The sequence below is a fragment of the Polaromonas sp. P1_A2 genome, from assembly GCF_056406895.1.
The window spans coordinates 371,111-391,759 of the sequence record NZ_JBFTZI010000005.1 but is presented as its reverse complement, the minus strand read 5'-3'; the positions used below and the strand labels follow the sequence as shown (position 1 = coordinate 391,759).

The 20,649-nt window shown below is 65.6% G+C and carries 21 protein-coding genes; 12 read left to right on the top strand and 9 right to left on the bottom strand.

Going from position 1 to position 20,649, the window contains the following annotated elements; translation table 11 throughout:
• The first annotated feature begins 44 nt into the window (after window positions 1-44).
• On the top strand, window positions 45-491 hold the full coding sequence (locus AC1D09_RS20450; RefSeq protein WP_477662020.1) for an SRPBCC family protein: 447 nt from the start codon (window positions 45-47) through the stop codon (window positions 489-491).
• Between the two features lie 33 nt (window positions 492-524).
• On the opposite strand, the gene AC1D09_RS20445 is transcribed toward AC1D09_RS20450, so the two are convergent.
• From AC1D09_RS20445 to AC1D09_RS20435, 3 genes are all read right to left on the bottom strand, one after another.
• Window positions 525-1,349, bottom strand: coding sequence for a tetratricopeptide repeat protein (locus AC1D09_RS20445; protein ID WP_477662019.1), 825 nt, complete (start codon window positions 1,347-1,349; stop codon window positions 525-527).
• Window positions 1,346-1,888 (bottom strand): hypothetical protein, encoded by a 543-nt coding sequence (locus AC1D09_RS20440; protein ID WP_477662018.1) that lies wholly within the window; start codon window positions 1,886-1,888, stop codon window positions 1,346-1,348. The genes AC1D09_RS20445 and AC1D09_RS20440 overlap by 4 nt, the downstream gene beginning before the upstream one ends.
• 68 nt (window positions 1,889-1,956) lie before the next feature.
• A complete protein-coding gene (locus AC1D09_RS20435) occupies window positions 1,957-3,147 on the bottom strand; it encodes an aminotransferase-like domain-containing protein (protein ID WP_477662065.1) in 1,191 nt (396 codons plus the stop codon).
• A 120-nt stretch (window positions 3,148-3,267) separates the two neighbouring features.
• Between AC1D09_RS20435 and AC1D09_RS20430 the strand changes: the two genes are divergently transcribed.
• From AC1D09_RS20430 to AC1D09_RS20400, 7 genes are all read left to right on the top strand, one after another.
• Window positions 3,268-3,876 (top strand): TetR/AcrR family transcriptional regulator, encoded by a 609-nt coding sequence (locus AC1D09_RS20430; RefSeq protein WP_477701203.1) that lies wholly within the window; start codon window positions 3,268-3,270, stop codon window positions 3,874-3,876.
• A 38-nt stretch (window positions 3,877-3,914) separates the two neighbouring features.
• On the top strand, window positions 3,915-4,445 hold the full coding sequence (locus tag AC1D09_RS20425; protein WP_413328329.1) for an SRPBCC family protein: 531 nt from the start codon (window positions 3,915-3,917) through the stop codon (window positions 4,443-4,445).
• Window positions 4,435-4,857 carry a PaaI family thioesterase gene (locus AC1D09_RS20420; protein WP_477662016.1) on the top strand — a complete coding sequence of 141 codons (423 nt, stop codon included), beginning with the start codon at window positions 4,435-4,437 and terminating at the stop codon, window positions 4,855-4,857. Before AC1D09_RS20425 ends, AC1D09_RS20420 begins: the two co-directional genes overlap by 11 nt.
• A gap of 142 nt (window positions 4,858-4,999) precedes the next feature.
• Entirely contained in the window at window positions 5,000-5,290 is a 291-nt protein-coding gene (locus AC1D09_RS20415) for a helix-turn-helix domain-containing protein (RefSeq protein ID WP_007873948.1), read from the top strand.
• A gap of 52 nt (window positions 5,291-5,342) precedes the next feature.
• Window positions 5,343-6,662 carry a type II toxin-antitoxin system HipA family toxin gene (locus AC1D09_RS20410; protein WP_477662015.1) on the top strand — a complete coding sequence of 440 codons (1,320 nt, stop codon included), beginning with the start codon at window positions 5,343-5,345 and terminating at the stop codon, window positions 6,660-6,662.
• A gap of 5 nt (window positions 6,663-6,667) precedes the next feature.
• On the top strand, window positions 6,668-7,648 hold the full coding sequence (locus AC1D09_RS20405) for an AraC family transcriptional regulator (RefSeq protein WP_477701202.1): 981 nt from the start codon (window positions 6,668-6,670) through the stop codon (window positions 7,646-7,648).
• Between the two features lie 56 nt (window positions 7,649-7,704).
• On the top strand, window positions 7,705-9,105 hold the full coding sequence (locus tag AC1D09_RS20400) for a serine hydrolase (RefSeq protein WP_477662013.1): 1,401 nt from the start codon (window positions 7,705-7,707) through the stop codon (window positions 9,103-9,105).
• Between the two features lie 4 nt (window positions 9,106-9,109).
• Here the strand turns inward: AC1D09_RS20400 and AC1D09_RS20395 are convergent, their stop codons facing one another.
• Window positions 9,110-10,120 (bottom strand): Bug family tripartite tricarboxylate transporter substrate binding protein, encoded by a 1,011-nt coding sequence (locus tag AC1D09_RS20395; protein WP_477662012.1) that lies wholly within the window; start codon window positions 10,118-10,120, stop codon window positions 9,110-9,112.
• Between the two features lie 37 nt (window positions 10,121-10,157).
• Entirely contained in the window at window positions 10,158-11,567 is a 1,410-nt protein-coding gene (locus AC1D09_RS20390) for a M20 family metallopeptidase (protein WP_477662011.1), read from the bottom strand.
• Between the two features lie 167 nt (window positions 11,568-11,734).
• On the opposite strand from AC1D09_RS20390, the gene AC1D09_RS20385 reads away from it, so the two are divergent.
• The gene (locus tag AC1D09_RS20385; RefSeq protein ID WP_477662010.1) at window positions 11,735-12,685 is read left to right on the top strand and encodes a LysR family transcriptional regulator; all 951 of its coding nucleotides are present in this window, start codon (window positions 11,735-11,737) and stop codon (window positions 12,683-12,685) included.
• A 27-nt stretch (window positions 12,686-12,712) separates the two neighbouring features.
• On the opposite strand, the gene AC1D09_RS20380 is transcribed toward AC1D09_RS20385, so the two are convergent.
• Window positions 12,713-14,368 carry an alkaline phosphatase family protein gene (locus AC1D09_RS20380; RefSeq protein ID WP_477662009.1) on the bottom strand — a complete coding sequence of 552 codons (1,656 nt, stop codon included), beginning with the start codon at window positions 14,366-14,368 and terminating at the stop codon, window positions 12,713-12,715.
• A 235-nt stretch (window positions 14,369-14,603) separates the two neighbouring features.
• Between AC1D09_RS20380 and AC1D09_RS20375 the strand changes: the two genes are divergently transcribed.
• Window positions 14,604-15,623, top strand: coding sequence for a BLUF domain-containing protein (locus tag AC1D09_RS20375; protein WP_477662008.1), 1,020 nt, complete (start codon window positions 14,604-14,606; stop codon window positions 15,621-15,623).
• Window positions 15,624-15,660: 37 nt separating this feature from the next.
• The gene (gene nth / locus AC1D09_RS20370; protein WP_477662007.1) at window positions 15,661-16,305 is read left to right on the top strand and encodes an endonuclease III; all 645 of its coding nucleotides are present in this window, start codon (window positions 15,661-15,663) and stop codon (window positions 16,303-16,305) included.
• Window positions 16,306-16,309: 4 nt separating this feature from the next.
• Here nth and AC1D09_RS20365 read toward each other — a convergent pair whose 3' ends face one another.
• The 3 genes from AC1D09_RS20365 to AC1D09_RS20355 all read right to left on the bottom strand — a co-directional run bounded on the left by AC1D09_RS20365 (window position 16,310) and on the right by AC1D09_RS20355 (window position 19,790).
• Complete coding sequence (locus tag AC1D09_RS20365) at window positions 16,310-17,431, bottom strand: ABC transporter substrate-binding protein (RefSeq protein ID WP_477662006.1); 1,122 nt, start codon at window positions 17,429-17,431, stop codon at window positions 16,310-16,312.
• Window positions 17,432-17,522: 91 nt separating this feature from the next.
• Window positions 17,523-18,500, bottom strand: a complete 978-nt coding sequence (locus AC1D09_RS20360) for a Bug family tripartite tricarboxylate transporter substrate binding protein (protein WP_477662005.1) — start codon at window positions 18,498-18,500, stop codon at window positions 17,523-17,525.
• Window positions 18,501-18,569: 69 nt separating this feature from the next.
• Window positions 18,570-19,790 carry a pyridoxal-phosphate-dependent aminotransferase family protein gene (locus AC1D09_RS20355; RefSeq protein ID WP_477662004.1) on the bottom strand — a complete coding sequence of 407 codons (1,221 nt, stop codon included), beginning with the start codon at window positions 19,788-19,790 and terminating at the stop codon, window positions 18,570-18,572.
• A 115-nt stretch (window positions 19,791-19,905) separates the two neighbouring features.
• Between AC1D09_RS20355 and AC1D09_RS20350 the strand changes: the two genes are divergently transcribed.
• Window positions 19,906-20,604, top strand: coding sequence for a GntR family transcriptional regulator (locus AC1D09_RS20350; protein ID WP_477662003.1), 699 nt, complete (start codon window positions 19,906-19,908; stop codon window positions 20,602-20,604).
• Window positions 20,605-20,649: the final 45 nt, after the last annotated feature.

The window sequence follows — 20,649 nt, the reverse complement described above, 5'->3', positions numbered from 1 at the left end:
CGCCTTCTCTCTTTTGTCTCTGTCATTAACCAAGGAAACACGCCATGACTACCAATACCGTCAAGCTTCACCGGGTCCTGCAATCCACCCCTGACAGGGTGTACCGCGCCTTCCTCAGCCCCGCCGCCATGAGCGAATGGCTGCCGCCCAACGGCTTTACCGGCACCGTGCATGAAATGGATGCCAAGGTCGGCGGCAAGTACAGGATGTCATTCACCAACCACACCAACGGCCACAGCCACTCCTTTGGCGGCACCTACCTGGAGCTCAAGCCCGGCGAGCGCCTGCGCTACACCGCCAGCTTCGACGACCCCAACCTGCCGGGCGAGATGACCACCACCATCACGCTGGCCAAAGTCTCGGCCGGCGTGGAAATGCAGGTGGTGCAGGAAGGCATTCCCGCGGTGATCCCCGCGGACCAGTGTTATGTGGGCTGGCAGCAGTCGCTGGTGTTGCTGGGCAAGCTGGTGGAGGTGGAGATCAACGAGTAAGGCCCCCAGCTGTGGCTGGTCATCAAGCCAGCTTCAGGGCGTGACGGCGGCCGGCGCACGCTGTGTGGGCCGCTGGGTACGCACGTAATTAAGTTCGTTCTGGGCACGCCTGTCGTTCTTGTCGAGTTCCAGGCACTGGAGGTAGACCTTTTCGGCATCGTCCCAGCGGCCTTGTTCGACATACACATAAGCAATGCCGCGCCAGGCGCGGGACAGCTCCTTGTTCTTCACCTCGGGCGGGGAAAACTCCTTGGCGGCGGCTTCGGCCTGTTCAAAAATCTTCAGGGCCTGGGGCCAGTTGCGCTGGCCCAGGTACCAGGTGCCCAGCTCGCCCAGGTACTGGGAGTTGCGCGGCGCCAGGGCCAGGGCGGCTTCAAGCGCGCTGCGCGCTTCGGCCGCGCGCCTGAGCTCTATCAGCGCGTAGGCCTTGAGGTACCAGGCGTCGGACCAGGTCTGCGGCACGATGATGGCGCCCTGCTTGGGCTCTTGTTTGGAAGCGGCTGCTTCCAGGAGGTACATCAGGCCTTCCATCTGTGAGCGGCCGGTGTAGGGCCTGGATGCCTGGCCCTGGTAGCGCAGCTCATAGGCGGCAATGATTTTGTCGAGGTGCTCGGTGATCGCGCGCTCGGGCTGGCGGAGTTGCAGCAATTGGGCGGCGGCCATCAGTTGCTGGCCCAGCGCGGCATCTTCGGGGTTGGGCGCCGCGGTGGCTTGCGGCGGCGCAGCCGGTGCGGCGGGCTGTGTGCTTCCCGACTGACTGAACCCGGGCGCGGCCGCCATGCTGAAGAAGGCGGCGCAGGATAGCAGCAGGAAAGAGCGGCGGGTGGCCCGGGATATCCGGGAAGGGATGGAGTTCACAAAGTCGACATCGCCGTTTTTCCGGCTTGCATCAGCTTTGACCGCACATCCGATGGCAATGCCTTGACCAACCCCATATCGACTGAAATGCTGAAAACTTTCAAGCCCTTGTTGCCAATCACCATCGCCACGTTTCGATCCGAGTCCTGAAAGAACACCCCCTCAGGCCCGAACTCCGGAATTTTCTCCAGTTTGATCTTGGGTCCCGTGGGCCAAGGAAGTATTGCTTGTTTGAGCGAAATCGCCGACGCATGCTGGGTAATTTGCAGGTCCAACTGAGCGTAAATCTCCGGTGCACCCGGCACATGAGGCGGGAATTTGGCACCCCAATGGCAAAAAAGGCTTTCCTGATCCTTTTCCCTGGAATATTGCCCATCCTTGTCCGCCGTCGTTGCTGCCTTGCCAAGAAGGCCCGCCGAAGCGGAATCACTGAGGTACTGGGAGCAAGGTCGCTTGACCTGACCAAACGCCGCGCTGCCGCAGAGCACCAACCCGCAGAGCAGCGTCAGGGTGGCTAGCGAGCTTTTGTTGTGAGTCATCCGATTTATTTCCTGAACTGAAAATGTGGACTTAAGACGCCTGCCTGCACGAGGCTTTCACCCTTTATTTACAGAGCCTTCCCAAGCCGCCCCACACCCTCTTCAATCTTCGCCACATCGGCCGTGGCAAAGCTCAGGCGCAAGGTGGCGAGGTCTGGGTTGGCCGCGTAGAAAGGCGCGCCGGGGACAAAGGCCACGAGTTGTTCAATGGCCTTTTTGGCGAACTCGCCGGCGTCCTTGCTTTTGCCGCCCGCGCCCGTGAGGCGAGCCCAGAAGAACAAACCGCCTTGCGGCTGGGTGAATTCAATCGCGTCGCCGAGTTCGCGTTTCAAGGCATTGCCCATGGCGGTGGCGCGTTCGCCGTACACCTTGCGCACGCGCTTGAGGGTGTCGGGCATGCGGCCGGCTTTCAGGTATTGGGCGGCGGTGGCCTGGGCGAAGGTGCTGGTGTGGGCGTCGCTGAACTGCTTGCACATGGTGGCCTTGGCCAGCAGCTCGGCGGGGGCGACCATCCAGCCCACGCGCAGGCCGGGGCTCAGCACCTTGCTGAGGGAGCCGCAGTGGGCAAGCAGCTCGCGGCTGCCGGGCACGCTGGGGCTGAGCGCCAGCAGCGAAGGGGGCGGCGCTTCGCCGAAGTAGAGGTCGCCGTAGGGGTCGTCCTCGACGACCAGGGTCTGGTGCTTGACGGCCATTTCCAGCACCTGCTTGCGGCGCTCCAGGCTCAGCAGCGCGCCGCTGGGGTTGCCGAAGGTGGGGATCAGGTAGACAAACTTGGGCTTGTGCTGGGCGATGAGCTTTTCGAGCTCGTCGGTCTTGACGCCGTGGGCGTCGATGGGTGCGCTGATGAGTTCAGCGCCGTAGAGGCGGAAACACTGGATGGTGGCGAGGAAGGTCGGACCTTCGACGATGACCTTGTCGCCGGGCGAGATCATGGTCTTGCCGAGCAAATCGAGCGCCTGCTGGCTGCCGGTGGTGACGATGAGGTTTTCGGGGGCGACGTCCTTGGCGCCCTTGGTGGCCATAAAGGCGCTGAGCTGTTCGCGCAGCGGGCCGTAGCCTTCGGTGGCGCCGTATTGCAGCGCGCCGCCGGGTTCTTCCGTGAGGGCCTTGTTGCTGGCTTCCTGGATGCCGGCCACGTCGAACATGGCGGGGTCGGGGAAGCCGCCGGCAAAACTGACAATGCCGGGCTTGCCCAGCAGTTTGAAGAGTTCGCGGATGGCGGAGGTTTCAACGTTGTTGAGGCGGTCGGCAAAGTGCAGGGGCATGTTCGGTTTCTCGCTTTCTGGGCTGCATTGTCGCCAATTTGGCCGCGGCCTGCCCGCGGCAAGGCGGGCCAATGGGTGGTTGACAGAGTGCTGGTCTAGAGTGATACTCTAGTCATGGATTCCAGCGCCACCCCTTCCTCCACGCCTTCCACCCCACTCTCTACCCGGGATCGCCTGCTCGAGGCCGCCACCAGGGTGTTCCTGGCCCAGGGCTTCACGGCCGCCTCCATGGACATGGTGCGCCAGGAGGCCGGCGTGAGCAACGGCAGCCTGTACCACCACTTCCCGACCAAGGCGCTGCTGGCCGATGCGCTGTATGCCCACATGCTGCGCGACTTCCACACGGCGCTGATGCAGCCGATTGCCGGCAAGGCCTCGGCCCAGGCCGGCGTCAAGGGCCTGGTGCGCGCCTATATCCAGTGGGTGCTGCAACACCCGGACCAGGCGCGGCTGCTGCACACGCTGCGGCGCGGCGGCGACATGACGGACGGCGCCGAGACCAGCACGGCCAACGAGCACGCCCTTGCCGCGCTGAAGCTGTGGATGGAACAGCGCGTGGAAGCCGGCGAGATACGGGCCATGCCTTTTCATGTGTGGATGGCGCTGGTGTTCTCGCCATCCATGTCGCTGACGCAGCGCTGGGTCAGCCAGCCTGAGCCGGCTGTCGCGCCCAAGCTGCGGGCCGCGCTGGAGCACGGCGCCTGGATGGCCGTGGCGGCCTGAGCCGACTACCCAAGAGAAATTCAACAAGGAGTGTCTGTATGAAAGTCGTGAACGTTCATCAACGCCTGCTGCATGCGAGCCCCGAACGCGTGGGTACGCTGATTGACTCGCTGGGTTCTCCGGCGGATGCGCTATGGCCGGGGTGGGACTGGCCGCGCATGAAGTTCGACAGGCCGCTGGCCGTAGGCGCCATCGGCGGCCATGGCCCGATACGCTATACGGTGGAAGCCTACACACCGGGCCAGTCGGTGCGTTTCCGGTTCACCAGGCCCAAGGGGTTTGATGGCTGGCACGGCTTTGAGGTATTGGACGCTACGCCCGCGCATTGCGTGCTCGAGCATCGCATCGAGATGCGAACGCGCGGCGCTGCCCTGCTCTACTGGCTGTTGGTCATAAGGCCGCTGCACGACGTGTGCGTGGAGGACGTGCTGTCGCAGACCCAGGTCTCGCTGGGCATTGAGCCCCGGCCTGTAGCGCGGACGGCGGGTGTACGGCTGCTGCGCTGGCTGGCCTCGGGCGGCCGCCGGCGGCCGGCACCGCCTTTTGCGGGGAGCCGGCATGCCCGCTGAGCAACCGGATGAGCTGCTGCGCTTCGGCCGCGAGGTATTGAGCCGGCAGCCTTTCAGCGCACTGCTGGATGCGAGGCTCGACGCCTTTACGCCCGGCAGCGCGGAACTGTCGGTGCCGGTGGTGCCCGGCCTGCTGCAGCAGCATGGCTTTGTGCACGGCGGTGTGCTGTCTTATTTAGCGGACAACGCGCTCACCTTCGCGGGCGGTTCGGTGCTGGGCGATTCGGTAACGGCCGAGTTCAAGATCAACTACCTGCGGCCGGCCAGGGATGCCGAACGCCTGCTGGCCGTGGCCACGGTGGTGGGCAGCGGCAAGACGCAGGCCGTGTGCCGCTGCGACATCTTTGTGCTGCGCGGTGGGGAGCGCACGCTGTGCGCCGCGGCGCAGGGCACGATTCGTAAAGCGGCCTAGGGACTGTTAACAGGCTCCAGGCCTCGCAAAACGCGGTGCCGGCGGGACAGCACAAGCCGGGCCATTTGATCGCCTTTGAACGATATATTGACAATATTGTATAAAAACGATATTGTGCAAATATCACTCAAAGGTGGTATTAATGAGCACACTTCAAACCTTTCCTGTTCAGACATCAGCACAGCTGTCAGTGCATTTGAAATCGCTGCGAAAAGCACGCGGGCTGACGCAGACCGCGTTGGGTCAGCGCATAGGCGTCAAACAAGTCCGCATGGCCGATATTGAAAAAAACCCCGGCGCGGTAAGCCTCGACCAGTTGCTTCAGGTGTTGCACGCGCTGGATGCGCGAGTGCTGCTGGCAGACTTGCGGCGCTATGCCGAGACCGACGCACCACCCGCCCCCACCGCGAACAGCCCCACGGCCGATTGGTAGCCGGGGAAAACGCTTGAGAAAATCATGACGAGGCAGTTTCAAAAGGTGGCCCATGGCATTCGCCGATCTTGATGTGTGGATGAACGGCCAGCACGTGGGCCTGTGGTTCTGGACGCGCACCGGCACCCCGGGCTTTCGCTACGACGAGAGCTGGCTGCGCTCGCCCCAGGCGCGCCCGCTGTCGGTCTCGCTTCCCATGCCGGCCGGCGGCGGCGACGTGATGGGCGCCAAGGTCGAGCATTACTTCGACAACCTGCTGCCCGACAGCGGCCGCATTCGCGAACGGCTGCGGCGGCGCTTTGGGACCTCTTCCATTCGCGCGGCCGACCTGCTGGCCGCCGTGGGCCGGGACTGCGTGGGCGCGCTGCAGCTGATGCCGCAAGGTCTGCAACCACCGCCGCACGACCGCATCGACAGCACGCCGCTGAGCGACAGCCAGGTGGAGGCGCTGCTGGGCGAGGTGACAGGCGATGACGCGGAAGGCGCCTCGCTCGCGGATGATTTCAGGGTTTCCATTGCCGGTGCCCAGGAAAAAACCGCGCTGCTGCGCATAGGCCAGCGTTGGCACCTGCCTTCGGGCTCTACGCCGACCACGCACATCTTCAAGCTGCCCTTGGGCCTGGTGGGCAATATGCGCGCCGACATGACGGACTCAGTGGAAAACGAATGGCTCTGCGCCACCCTGCTGGGGGAACTGGGGTTTGAGGTCGCGCCCACACAGATGGGCCGCTTCGGCGATCGAAAAGTGCTGATCGTGGAGCGCTTCGACAGGCGTTGGATGGACGGCGGCGCATGGATTGCGAGGTTGCCGCAAGAGGATTTCTGCCAGGCCACCGGGACGCCCGGCGACCTCAAGTATGAAAGCGATGGCGGCCCCGGCATACGCGCGGGCCTGGACTTGCTGGGCGGTGGCAGCAATGCACGCGCGGACGCACTGCATTTCGCGCAGGTCCAGCTGGCTTTCTGGATCATGGGGGCCACCGACGGCCATGCCAAAAACTTCTCCATCTTCCTGGAGCGCGGCGGCAGCTTTCGCATGACGCCGCTGTATGACGTGCTGTCGGCCTGGCCCATCATCGGCAGCGGGCCCAACCAGGTCAGCCCGCGCCGCGCCAAACTGGCCATGGCCTTGCGCAACAAGAATACGCACTACCACCTGCACGAGATCCGCACCCGCCACTGGGAGGCCCTGGCGCGGCAAAGCGGCGTGCCGGGCGCCTTCGACCAGATGGTGGCGCTGGTGCTGCAGGTGCCCGACGCGCTGGAGCGCGTGGCGGCGCAGTTGCCGCCGGATTTCCCCATGCCCGTATTCACGGCCATACGCGAAGGCATGCTGGCGCAGGCCGAAAAATTCGTGGCTGAGCTGAACTGACATCCATGACAGAACTTCTTTCCAGCCCCGCGGCCCGTAGCACCTATATCGCCCGCATCAACCGCGTGGTGGACCACATCAGCGCCAACCTGGCCGGCACGCTGGATTTGCAGGCGCTGGCCGGTGTGGCGTATTTTTCGCCCTGGCATTTCCACCGCGTGTTCCAGGCGGTGACGGGCGAAACCCTGGCCGACTGCGTGCGCCGCCTGCGGCTGGAGGCCGCCGCCCAGCGCCTGATTTTTACGTCGCAGACCGCGCTGCAGATAGCGCTCGACACGGGCTTTGCTTCAGCGGAAGTCTTCAGCCGTGCCTTTCGCACCCACTTCGGCACGACGCCCACAGCGTGGCGGCGCGGGGGCTGGCGCGAGTGGGCGACGCACCGGCAGATTGAACTTAGCAAGATTCATCAAGGCAATCACAAGCCGAATCAAGAATCCATCATGGCGTTGTTTAAAGATAGAACCCTCTGGCCCGCCGGGCCGGTCCCTTCATCCGAAAGAACCCTTGCCATGCACATTGAACTCAAAACCCTTCCCCCCATGCGCCTGGCCTATCTGCGCAACACCGGGCCTTACGGCGACGGCGTGGCACAGCTGTGGCAACGCTTTGTTGCCTGGTGCGGCCAGAACGGCTACATGAACCCGCGCCCCAAGATGTACGGCATCAGCCAGGACAACCCCGAGATCACGCCGGCGGACAAGTGCCGCTACGACGCCTGCATAGAAGTGGACGAGTCCTTCAAACCCCAGGGCGAAATCGGTGTGCAAAACTTTGGCGGCGGGCGCTATGCCTGCGGCCGCTTCACCGGCAAGCCGGGCAACGATGTGCACGAAGCCTGGACGCACATGTTCGCCGAGTGGCTGCCGCAAAGCGGCTACCAGCCGGACAACAACCCGGCGCTGGAACTGTATGACGAAGACTTTGTGATGGACCCGAAAACAGGAAACTTCAGCTGCTGGCTGTGCGTGCCCGTCAGAGCCCTGTAGTGCTATTGCCTGGCGGCGCGTGCCATACTCCCGCAAAACCACGGGGGGGCGCCGCCATGCACAAGCTTGTTTTTTCCCTGCATAAATTCTTTTTCGCCGGCCTGCTGCTGGCGGCAGGCCATTCCAGTGCCTGGGCGCAGCGCGGCAATCCCGAGGTAGCCTATGCCGGGCAATCGATAGACCAGATGATCTCCACCTTCATGGCCGAACAGGGGATTTCGGGCATGGCGGTGGCGATTGTGCAGGCGCCTTACATCACGCGGGTGACGGGTTACGGGCTCAGCGATGTCGCGTCGCGCCGGCTCTCGGCGTCGAACACGATGTTCGACATCGGCCAGATGGCGAATGCCTACCTTGCGGTGGCGGTGCTGCAACTGGTGGAGGCCAACAAGCTCGGCCTCGACGACGCGGTCTCGCGCTTTGTGCCGGGCGCGCCCGCGGGCCTCACCGTGGGCCAGGCCATACGCGGTGGCAACACGACATCGCAGTGGCTGGCGCCCCTGGTCGCGCAGGCCAGCGGCCTGCCGGCCGAAGACCACATCCGCGTGAACCAGATCGAGCGCCTGGGCCTGAAGCACACCACCTTCGGCAGCACCCTTGCCTCGCTGGCCTGGGAAAAAGACGTGAGGAACGCCCGGCCGCACAGCGCCTTTCTGAAAACCCCGGCCCTGATCAATCCCAGCGAACCGGCCACGGGTTATGCCGCAGGCGGCGCCATCGCCGTGCCCACGGGCCTGCGCATCTATGCCTCGGCGCTCGATGTGTCGCTGTGGGACGTGGGCCTGGCCGGCGAAATTTTGATCGCGTCGCCGGCGCTGCGCAGATGGATTTATTCCGCACCCGAAGGCGGGGTGTCTTCGGGGCCCTGGTATTTCCCGGGGCACAAGGGCTTGATGGTGACGACGGGTGACGGCGCCGGTTTCTCTTCGCTGTTGAGCCGTTTCACCGATGCATCCGAGCTGCTGTGCGTGACGCTGCTGGCCAACAAGGAAGGCGTGGACCTCACGCAGCTGGCGCGCCGCATTGCCGGGGCCTATGACGCGCGCCTGGGCCCGCCGCTGGCGACCGCCAGGCTACGGGTGCAGCAAAGCCCTTTCACGGTGAAGGAGACCATGGCCAGGCTTGAAAAAATCCTGCGCGCGCGGGGCAACGCCATCATCGCGCACATCAACCACGCCCGTGCCGCGCAAGACGCCGGCCTGCAGCTCGCGTCGACCGAAGAACTCATCTTCGGCAACCCCGCCGCCGGCACCCCGCTGATGCAGTCCAACCCGGCCGCGGTAATGGCCCTGCCGCTGCGTGCCGCCGCCTGGGAGAAAGACGGCGCCGTCTGGCTGACCGCCGTGGACCCGGTGGCCATCGCCTCGGAGCACGGTATCAAGGACCAGGGCTCCTTGGTCTTCAAGAGGCGGGCCGACATCGACTCGGCGCTTCGCGAGGCCGTGGCCGCGCCCTGAACAATCAATCGACCCGGATATTGGCGCGCGCCACCAGCGCGCGATAACGCGCGATCTCCGAATCCATCACATCGCGCAGCGCCTGCGGGCCCAGGAAGGCCGGCTCCAGGGACTGCTGCTGCAGCTTCTTGCCTACAGCAGGATCGGCCATCACGGCCGACAAGGCCTGCAGCAGCTGGTCGCGCACGGCCGGTGAAATGCCCGCGGGCGCGGCCAGCGCGTACCAGCCGTCCAGCAAGGCCGGCGACAGCTGCAGTTCGCCGTACGCGGGCACGTTGGGCATCTGCGGGGAACGCTTTTCGCTGATAACGGCCAGGGCGCGCAGCTTGCCCGATTGCACCAGGGGATTGACGGCTGCCAGGGTGTCTATGCCCATGCTGACGTCCGCGCGCACCACGCCGATGTCGGCCTCGGCGCTGCCTTTGTAGGGAATGGCGGAGAACTTCACGCCGGTGGCGCTGGCCAGCAGCTCGCCGGCCAGGTGCGGCGCCGAGCCGGCCCCGAAGGTGGCATAGGTCAGGGTGCCCGGGGCGGCCTTGGCTTTGGCCAGCACGTCCTTGAGGGTTTTGTAGGGCCCGGTGGACGCGGTCACCAGCACCAGCGGCGTGCGCGCGACCATGGCAATGGGCGAGAGCTGCTTGAAGGGGTCGTAGCCCAGCTTGCTGCGCACCGCGGGGTTGACGGTGTAGCTGCTGGAGCCGGAGAACAGCAGCGTGTAGCCGTCGGGCTCGGCCGCGCTGACCATGACCACGCCGATGGCGGTGGAAGCGCCCGGCTTGTTGTCGATGATCACGGGCTGGCCCAGGCGGGCGCTGAGCCGCTCGCCGATGATGCGGGCCGCCACGTCGGTGCCGCCGCCCGGCGGGAAAGGAACGACCAGCTTGATCGGCCTGGCGGGCCAGGCCTGTGCCTGCGCTTGCGACAGGCCGGGAAACGCGAGGGCGGAACAGGCGGCGGCCAGCAGGGCCGCCTGAAGCAGGGACCGGCGTGCAGCGGAAGGCATGGGGAACGGCATGGGCAACTCCAGTGGGGGCAATCAGAACAAAAACAACTCAGGCGGCGGCCGGCGCGGCGTGCCAGGGCAAGCCTGCGGGCTCGCCCAGGTCCCAATACAGGCCGGCCATGATGCGCAGGCCTTCGCGGGCGACGGGCGCCAGCAGGTGTTCGTCGGGCGCGTGCTGGGCGCAGGCCGGGTAGGAGTGCGGCACCCACAAGGTGGGCAGGCCCAGCAGGTCGGCGAAGACGTCGTTGGGCAGCGAGCCGGCCAGGTTGGGCAGGGTGACGACCGGCTTGCCGCTGCTCTGCCCTATGGAGCGCTGCGCCCAGCCCACCCAGGGGTGGTCCAGGTCCAGGCGCGTGGCCGCGCCCGTCAGCGTGATCTCCACCTCGACCCGGTTGAAGCCGTGGCGGTCCAGGTGCTTGCGCAGGATGGAGGCAAGGTCCTGGTAAGGCGTGCCGACCACAAAGCGCAGCTGACAATGGGCCACGGCTTCGCCGGGAATCGCATTGACGGGGCGCTGCGGCGAGCCGGCGCCCAGCGCCAGCACTTCGAGGGTGTTCCAGCCGATCAGGCGTTCGGCCGTGCTGAGGCCGGGCTCGCCCCAGTGGGCATCGGGCAGCGGGTCGTCCTCGCCGCCGCCTATGTGCACATCGGCCAGCGCGCGGCGCACCAACAGGGGCAGCGCGCGCGGCTTGAGGGCCGGCACCAGGATGCGGCCCCGCGCATCGACCAGCGAAGCCACGGCGCTGGCCAGCACGGTGGCCGGGTTCAGCAGGGCCCCGCCCCAGTTGCCCGAGTGGTAGGCCTTGTCGCGCGCGCGCAGGCGCAGGCTGAAATTGATTGCGCCGCGCGAGCCCAGGAACAGCGTGGGCTTGTCGGCATGCACGCGCGGGCCGTCGCAGGCGATCAGCAAATCGGCCTTGAGCTGGGCGCGATGGCTTTCGCAAAAAGCATGCAGGCCGGGCGAGGCGGCTTCTTCGCCCATCTCGAGCAGCAGCGTGACGTTGTAGCCCAGGCGCCCGCCGCGCGCCTGGATCACGCTGGCCAGCGCGGCCAGGTTGACGGTGTGCTGGCCCTTGTTGTCGGCGGTGCCGCGGCCGTACCAGCGTTCGCCTTCGCGCACCAGTTCCCAGGGCTGCAGCCCTTCGCGCCAGCGCCCTTCCTGGCCGCTGACCACGTCGCCGTGGCCGTAGGTCAGCACGGTGGGCAGCGCCGTGTCTTCCACGCGCCGCGCGACCAGGAAGGGGCCGGCGCCCTCGACGGGATTGGGCAGGACGCTGCAGGTAAAGCCGAGCGCGCGCAGGGAGTCCGTCATTTCGCCGCGCAGATAGTCGCCCAGCGCGGGGTTGGGTTTGCCGCTGTCGCTTTCGGTGCGCAGGGCGACGCGCCTTTGCAGGACGTCGAAGAAGTGGCCCTCGTCAAACCAGGCCGTGGCGCTATCAAGGCAGTCGGATCTCAGCATGTTTCATCGTTCTCAAAAAGGGGCGCGGTCATGGCGTGTCATGGGCGCGTCATGAAACCAAATGTAGGAAGAATCAGCCTTTACTACAATGAGAGATATCGCAATAGGGCTTTGCCTTTTTGGCAAAACATCCTTTCGAGCGCCCCGCCACTCCCACCCGCCTTCGCATGAAAACCAATTTTTTCAGCACGCAGATCCGCTACTTCCTTGAAGTGGCGCGCACCGGCTCGGTCAGCCAGGCCGCGGCGCAGTTGCACGTGGCGGCCTCGGCAGTGAGCCGCCAGGTCGGCAAGCTGGAAGACCAGCTGGGCTGCGCGCTGTTCGAGCGCAGGGCGCGCGGCATGGTGCCCACGGACGCGGGCGAACGCCTGATGGCCTATGCGCGCGCGGGCAGCGACGACGCCGAACGCGTGATGGAGCAGGTGCGCGGCCTGGCCGGCTACAGCGCGCGCCGCGTGCGCGTGGCCTGCACCGAGGGTTTCGCCACGGGTTTCATGCCGGAGGTGATGACGGGCTTCAGGCGCAGCCGCCCGGAAGCGCTGATCGAGCTCAGCGTGGGCTCACCCGAAAGCGTCAGCCGCCTGCTGCTGCAGGGCGAAACCGACGTGGCACTCAAGTACACCATGGCGCCGGAAAAAGGCATGACGGTGCGGCATGCGGCCACCGCGCCCATGTATGCGCTGATGCTTCCCACGCACCCGCTGGCGCGGGCCCGCGCGGTGACGGTGGCGGATGTCGTGAAGTACCCACTGGGCATCAGCGCCAAGGGCATGACGGGACGCCAGCTCTTTGACATGGTGGCCAGCATCCAGGGCCTGCAGTACCAGGCCTCGGTGGTCAGCAATTTTTCGTCGGCGCTGCTGCCCAGCACGCGCGGCGACGACATCATGCTGTCGGGCTACCTGACGGCCGCGCACCTGATACGCCAGGGCCAGCTGGTGGCCGTGCCTTTTACCGAGCCGGAACTGCGCCAGCGCGTGCTGCAGGTGCTGTCGCTGGAGGGGCAGACGCTGGCGCCGCTGGTGCTGGACTTCACCGCGCAGCTGATCGCCGCCGTGCGCGAATCGGGCGACGGCATGGCGCCGGCGCGCAGGCGCGGCGCAAAAAAGAGCGGCTGAGCGCCCTTCTTCTCCTGCTTCTTCTTTCTACAACCCCGGCAAGGGCAAGAGCTTGCCTTCGGCCGACGAAGGCGGCGCGATGCGCAGCACACGCGACAGCGTGGGCGCAATGTCCACGACTTCCACCCGCGCATCGATGCGGCCGGCTTTGACCCAGGCCGGGCCGTACATCAGGATGGGCACCTGCGTGTCATACGGGTGGGGCGAGCCGTGCGTGGCGACCGTGTTGCCGAACATCCAGCCGGGCTTGAGCGAGTACTGCACGTCGCCCGAAACCTCGGCATGCCAGGATTTACGGATCTGCTCAAAGAACGGCGCGCCGGCGCGGCTGCCGCTTTGCAGCTCACGCCGCGTGTAGGCCGCGACAAAACCGGGCTCGGCCATCAGGAGCGCGCGGGTTTCCTCGGCCAGGGCGTCGGCGCTGGCCTGCTTTTGCGCGATCAGCTGTTTGTCGAGCAGCACGCTGGAGCCTGAAAAACCCGCGGCCCATTTACCGGGGCCGAAACGTTTTTCGAGCCCGGCGTTGACGCGGCCCAGCACCTGGCTGCTGTTGACGCGGCCGGACTCGCGGCCCTGGCTGGCGTTGTATTCGGGCGCGGGCATGAAGCCGTGGTCGGCGGTGAGCACGGCGATGTAGTTGTCCTTGCCGATGCGCGCGTCCAGGTCCTGGAAGAAGGCCTGCAGCAAACGATCCAGCTGCAGCAGGTGGTCGTGCGAGAGGCGCGACTCGGCGCTGAAGGCATGGTTCACATAGTCGTGGCCCGAAAGGCTGACCGACAGGATGTCGGGAATGTCGTCCTGGCCCAGTTGCTCGCCGGCGATGGCGGCGCGCGCGAAGTCCAGCGACATCGCATCGACAAAGGGGCCGCGCAGCAGCGAGCCGTAAAAGCGCGGGCCGGGCGCGCTGTCGTCCTTCGCCCCGAACATCGCCGGCAGGCCGCCGCCCGCGGGGCCGTACCAGGGCTGCTGGTCGGGCAGCGAACGTGCGTACGCGGCCTCGGGCAGCAAGGCCTTCCACTCGGCCTTGAAGTAGCGGTCGGCCGGCTTGCCGGCGTTGTAGCGGTCCACCCAGGCCGGGTGCGCGGCCATGTAATGGGTGCTGGAGGCGAACTGCCCGGTGGCGCCCATATACATATAGGCGATGCCGGTCTTGCCGGCCGGCAGGATGGCGCCGCGGTCCTTGCCCGAGATGCCTATGACCTTGGAGCGGCTGTCGACGCGCCGCAGCACGTCGCCGACGGTTTCGGCCTTGAGGTTTTTCGGGCTGGTGCCGTCGAGGGCATTGGTTGGGTGGCCGATGTAGGTGGCTGAGGTATCGCCGGTGCAGTAGACGGGTTCGGCGGTGACGGGGTCGCGCCAGTCGTTGCCTATGATGCCGGTGCGCTGCGGATAAGCGCCGGTCAGCATGGTGGCGTGGCCGGCCGCCGTGACGGTGAAGGCATGGCCGTAGTGCGCGTTGGCGAACCAGGCGCCGCGCTCCAGGAAGCGCGCGAAGCCGTCGGGCGCGAGCTGGTCGCGGTAGTCCAGCACCTGGCGTTGCGGCAGGCCGTCGACGACCAGGAAGACCACCAGCTTGGGGCGCGGCGCGGCATCGGCCACCGTGCCGGGTGCGGCGGTGCAGCTGGCAAGCAATGCGGCGGCCAAAGAGGCCGCCAGCAGTCGTAAAAGAGTGTGAGCTTTCATGGCTGCGATGCTAAAGCAGTTCGGGCCGGCACCGCCCCCGTAATGACCCGTGCCGCGCGAGCCGCCATTGGCCCGGCGCGCCACCACGGCGGCGCGCATCATGCCCCCACATCCCCAACGCCGAGTTGCAAGAAAATGTTGCTATCCTTTTCACGAGGCATTTTTGCCACTATTCACCCGCAGCGTTTGGGGGCAGGCATTGACGGGGTTTTTGCTTATCGGGCAGGATGGCCCCATGGTGAACAGCATCGCGCCCTATGCCGCGCCCCCAGGACATCCGGAAGTCGAGCGTGTGGTGACGGCCAGCATCTGCCACATCAAGGAAGGCATCTATGCGCAGATGGAGGACATACGCGCGCACTCCCTGCCCAACAACGCCGCGGACGGCATACGCGCCATCCTGCACTACCAGAGCGGCTGGTTCGTCCACTGGGCCGAGGGCCCGTCGCCCGAGCTGCGCGCCCTGCTGCTGCGACTGGCCGGCGACCCGCGCCACCACTCGCTGCATACCCTGCACAGCAGCCGGGGCCGGCGCATTTTGCCCACGCCCTGGTCCATGGTGATGTCGCAGGCCAGCGAGTCGGCCGTGCAGTTCGGCCGCCGCGTGATGGCGCTGCGCGAGCAGTTCGAAAAAGGCGTGCAGTACGCGCCCTCCTCCGTGCTGCGGCGCCTCTCGGCGCCCATGCAGCTGCCGCAGGCCCAGGGCCTGGCCGACCCCGAGGCCTTCCACCGTGTCGGCATCTGCGCGGCCGGCGGCAACGAGGCCTTCGCCATGGTCGGCTGGCTGGCGCAACGCACCGGCGGGACGGTGGCCAAACGGCGCTTCGCGGGCGAGCAGGACATGGACGGCAGCAGCGAATATGTGGAGTTCATGGAAGGCGGCCATCCGTGCCGCATGATCGCCGTGGCGCGCAACGGCCTGACCCACGGCCTGCGCCGTGCCTTCCTGCCCGACTGGCCGTATTTTGTGATGCTGTTTTCCGGCGCGCCCAAATTCGACGATGCGCTGATGGGCCGCATGATGGCCGCCTGCGAAAACCTGCCGGCCACGCCGGCCCTGCTGGGCGTGGCGCCCAATGCCGAGACACACCAGCGCATGCAGGCCATGGCCGCTGAAGCCCACCTGGCCTATGTCGCGGCCAGCATGGCCAGGCCGGACGATTGCAATGCGATCTGGCAGGCCGTGCAGCAGCAGCTCCAGCGCGCCGGCGAGCCGCCCAGCTCGGTGTGGGACGTGCCGCGCATGGTGGCCTGAACAGCAGCAGTCGGGACACCCCGATACACTGCGGGGCATGAAAAAAGAAGCCATCGCCCCTTTCTTCGCCACGCTCAAGGCCGCCAACCCCATGCCGGTGACCGAGCTCGAATACACCAGCGTGTTCGAGCTGCTGGCCGCCGTGCTGCTGAGCGCGCAGGCGACCGATGTCAGCGTGAACAAGGCCACGCGCAAGCTCTACCCGGTGGCCAACACACCGCAGGCCATCCTCGATTTAGGGCTGGAGGGCCTGGAGTCCTATATACGCACCATAGGCCTGTACCGCACCAAGGCCAAAAACCTGCTGGCGACCTGCGAGATTCTGGTGAAGCAGCACGGCGGCGAGGTGCCGCGCACGCGCGAGGCGCTGGAAGCCCTGCCCGGCGTGGGCCGCAAGACGGCCAATGTGGTGCTGAACTCGGCCTTCGGCGAGGCGGTGATGGCGGTGGACACGCATATCTTCCGCGTGAGCAACCGTACCGGCCTGGCACCCGGCAAGAACCCGCTGGAAGTCGAAATGAATTTGCTCAAGCGCGTGCCCGCCGATTACCTGGTGGACGCGCACCACTGGCTGATCCTGCACGGGCGCTATGTGTGCCTGGCACGCAAGCCGCTGTGCTGGCAATGCGCGGTGGCGCCCTGGTGCGACTTCGAACCGAAGACGCCGCCGCCGGCGGCGTAAGTCTTTAACGCGCGAAGGTTCCGTCTGCCCGAATCATGGTCAGGTTGACGAAACGCGAGCCCAGGTTGCTCTGCTTGCTGTAGGTCAGCGCGAAGCCGCCCAGGTCTTCATTGGTGAAGGTCTCCAGCGTGCTGATGAGCTTGGCGCGCGTGATGGGCGCCGGGGTTTTCTGCAGTGCGCGCACCACCAGCTTGGCGTTGAGGAAACCTTCCATGCTGTTGTAGCTGAACTTCTTGTCGGCGGTTCCCAGGATCACGGTCTGGTATTCCTTCACGACGGCATTGCCGAGTTCGGTAAAGGGATAAGGCACGACCTGCGAGACGATGGTGCCGGCGGCCGGCTCTTTCAGCTCGGCGTGCAGGCCCGAGGAAACGCTGAGCACCATGAACTGCGCGCTCACGCCCTTGGCCTTGTAGGCCCTGATGAAGGCGGCATTGGGCTTGGCCTGGGCGATCAGCATCACGGCCTGCGGCTGGGCGGCGGCGATCACGTCCACCGCCTTGGCCACGTCCACCGTGCCGCGCGGCACCGGGGCCACGGCGGCAGGCGCCGCGCCGCGCTTTTGCATGGCGGCAATGAGCGCGTCCAGGCCTTCCTTGCCGAAGGCGTCGTCCTGGTAGGCGACGGCGATCTTGTTGATGCCTATGGTCCAGGCGTGGTTGACGGCCGCCTCGATCTCGTCGGTGGTGCTGGCGCGCACATGGAACACATTGGGCACATAGGGGTCGCGCAGCGACTTGGCGCCGCTGGTGTTGCCGATCTGGGCGATGCCCGCGCCCTGCACGATGGGCACGATCTTGAGCATATTGGCCGTGCCGCGAAAACCCACCAGGGCCACGGCGTTCTGCTCGATCAGCGCCTTGGTGTTCTCGGCGGTCTTGTCGGGGTTGAAGCCGTCGTCCAGGCTCACGAGCTTGACCTTCTCGCCGCGTATGCCGCCCTTTTTGTTGATGTCGTCAAAGTAGGCATTCATGCCGCGCACATAGTCGGTGGTGAGCGCCGCGCTGGTGCCCGAAAGGTCGCCCGAATGGCCCAGGATGATGTCGGCCGAAGCGCCCACGCTGGCGGCGCACAGAAAAAAACCGGCCAGCACACGGCCGGCCCTTGAAAAATTCACAACTGTCATGAAACGATCCCTAGCCTCTGCTGATAAAAAACTTGTTTGTTGTTAATAAAAAAACCGGCCCGGGGGCCGGTTTCTACCCAGGCGTCCAGTATCAGGCGTCAACCTTAACCTTGGCTTGCTCGGCCACCTGCGCCCATTTTTTCTGCTCGGCCTTGATAAAGGTGGCGAACTTCTCGATGCTGCCGCCGCCGTCCTCGGCGCCGTACTGGTCCATCTTTTCCTGCACGTCAGGCATGGCCAGCACCTTGTTGACGTCCTCATTCATGCGCTGGACCATGGCGTGCGGCATTTTGGACGGGCCCATGAGGCCGTACCACACGGTGGCCTCGAAACCGGGAAAGCCGGACTCGGCCATGGTGGGCACATTGGGATGGCCCTTGGCGCGCTTGAGCCGCGTCTGCGCCAGCGCGATGGCCTTGCCGCTTTTGACATGCGGCGTGGCCGAGGTCATGGTCTCGAAGCAGTAGTTGACCTGCCCGCCTATCAGGTCGACCAGGGCCGGGCCGGAGCCGCGGTAGGGAATGTGCAGCGCGAAAATCTTCGCCTGCAGCTTGAACATCTCCAGCGCGAAATGCTGGGCCGAACCGCCGCCGGCCGAGGCGAAGCTGATCTGGCCCGGCTTGGCCTTGCACAGCGCGACCAGGTCCTTGACGGTCTTGGCGGGCTGGTCGGCGTTGCAGATCAGCATATTGGGCGTGACGCCGACCATGCTGATGGGCACGTAGTCGCGCTCGGGGTTGTAGCCGAGCTTGAGACCCAGCGCCGGCGCCAGCGCGTGGCTGTTGATGTGGGCCATGAGCAGGGTGTTGCCGTCGCCCGGCTGTTTGGCCACATAGTCGGCCGCGATAACGCCCGCGGCGCCGCCCTTGTTTTCAATCACCACCGAGGTGTTCCACATGGTGGAGAGCTTTTGCCCGACCACGCGCGCCAGTGCATCGGTGCCGCCGCCGGGCGGAAAGCCCACGATGATGCGCACCGGGCCGGACGGCAAGGTCTGCGCCTTGAGCATGGGCGACGCCACCAGGGCGGCCGTGGCCGCCGTCGCGCTGATAAAAGTTCTGCGTTGCATGGTTTCCCTCTGATTCAGTAGTAGAACGAAGCGAAGTGACAGTTTGAAGGCGGATGGCGGTGACGGCTCTCAGGCCGCCTTGCGCTGCGGCACCACGGCCGCATGGCTGGAGAAGTGGTCCATGGCGGCCTGCACGCCCGAACCCGCGAGCTTGACACCAGCAAGTTTCAAGCCCATCTCACAACCCGACAAGGCCGCCATCAGCGTGAGGTCGTTGCAGTCGCCCAGGTGGCCTATGCGGAACATGCGGCCCTTGACCTTGCCCAGGCCGGTGCCCAGCGAGCAGTCGAAGCGCTCATAAATGATTTTGCGCACCGCATCGGCATCCACGCCTTCAGGCGTCATCACACCGGTCAGCACCGGCGAATACACGGCCGGGTCGGCGCACTGGATCTGCAGGCCCCAGGCCTTGACCGCCGCGCGCACGCCGACGGCCCAGCGCTGGTGGCGCGCGAACACGGCTTCCAGGCCGTGCTCGAGCAGCATGTCGCAGGCTTCGCTGAGCGCGTACAGCAGGTTGGTGTTGGGGGTGGACGGCCAGTAGCCGGTCTTGTTCATCTCGATGATTTCGTCCCAGGCCCAGAAGGCCTTGGGCAGCGTAGCCTTTTTGCTGGCTTCGAGGGCCTTGGCGGAAACGGCGTTGAAGCTGATGCCGGGCGGCAGCATCAGGCCTTTTTGCGAGCCGCTGATGCTGACGTCCACGCCCCACTCGTCGTGGCGGTAGTCGGCCGAGGCCAGGCCCGAGATGGTGTCGACCAGCAGCAGCGCCGGGTGTTTGGCCGCGTCCATGGCCTTGCGCACGGCCGCGATGTTGCTGGTGACGCCGGTGGAGGTTTCGTTGTGCACCACGCAGACGGCCTTGATGCTGTGCTGGGTGTCGGCTTTGAGGCGCTCTTCAATCAGGGCGGCCTGCACGCCGTGGCGCCAGATATCGGCGCCCGGGTAAGAAATGACTTCGGTCTTCAGGCCCAGGCGCGCGGCGAGTTTTTGCCACAGCGCGGCGAAATGGCCGGTTTCATACATCAGCACGTGGTCGCCGGGGTTCAGGGTGTTGGAGAGCGCCGCTTCCCAGGCGCCGGTGCCGGAGGCCGGGTAGATGATGACGGGTTGTTTGGTCTGGAAGATCTTGCGGATGTCGGCCAGGACCTTCAGGCCCAGCGCCGCGAATTCGGGGCCCCGGTGGTCTATGGTGGGCAGGCTCATGGCCCGCAGGATGCGGTCCGGCACCGGCGAAGGGCCGGGAATCTGCAAAAAATGACGTCCCGTGGGATGAAAGTCAAGCGTCAACATGGCGGTCTGCTCCTGAAGTAAGTCCCTATTTTTTGCATACAAAATTCATTTGTCAAGTCATCAAAGGACTAAACATCGATTTGACAGGGGTAAATTTTGCATACAAAATTTGTCCATGGCTGCTGAAATCATCCCCATCCCGCGCGCCGCCCTGCATGAACAGGTGGCGCACCGACTGCGCCAGATGCTGGTGGAAAACCGCATCCAGCCCGGCGCCAAGCTCAATGAGCGCGAACTCAGCGAGGTGCTCAACGTCTCGCGCACGCCGCTGCGCGAAGCCATCAAGATGCTGGCCGCCGAGGGCCTGGTGGAGCTGCTGCCGAACCGCGGCGCGATCGCGGTGGAACTGACCGAAACCGACGTGCTCAACACCTTCGAGGTGATGGCCGGACTGGAAGCGCAGTCGGGCGAACTGGCCGCCGAACGCATCACCGAGGCTGAGCTGGCGGAAATCAAGGCCATGCATTTCGAGATGCTGGCCGCCTACACGCGCCGCGACCTGCCCAATTACTACCGGCTCAATGCCGCCATCCACAGCGCCATCAACGCGGCGGCCAAGAACCCGGTGCTGGCCAGCACCTATGCGCAGGTCAATGCGCGGCTGCAGGCGCTACGCTTTCGCTCCAACCAGGACGAGGAGAAATGGAAAGCGGCCGTGAAGGAACACGAACTGATGATCGAAGCCCTGCAAGCGCGCGACGGCGCGGCCATGCGCAACGTATTGCTGCGCCACCTGACCAGCAAGCGCGATGTGGTGGTGCAGCAGCTGCGCGCCATCAACGCCACGCACAGCAAGAGCGGCGCCAAGGCCTGAGCCCGGCCCGTCTCCTCCCTAACAGTCCCCCACCCAAAGGCGAAA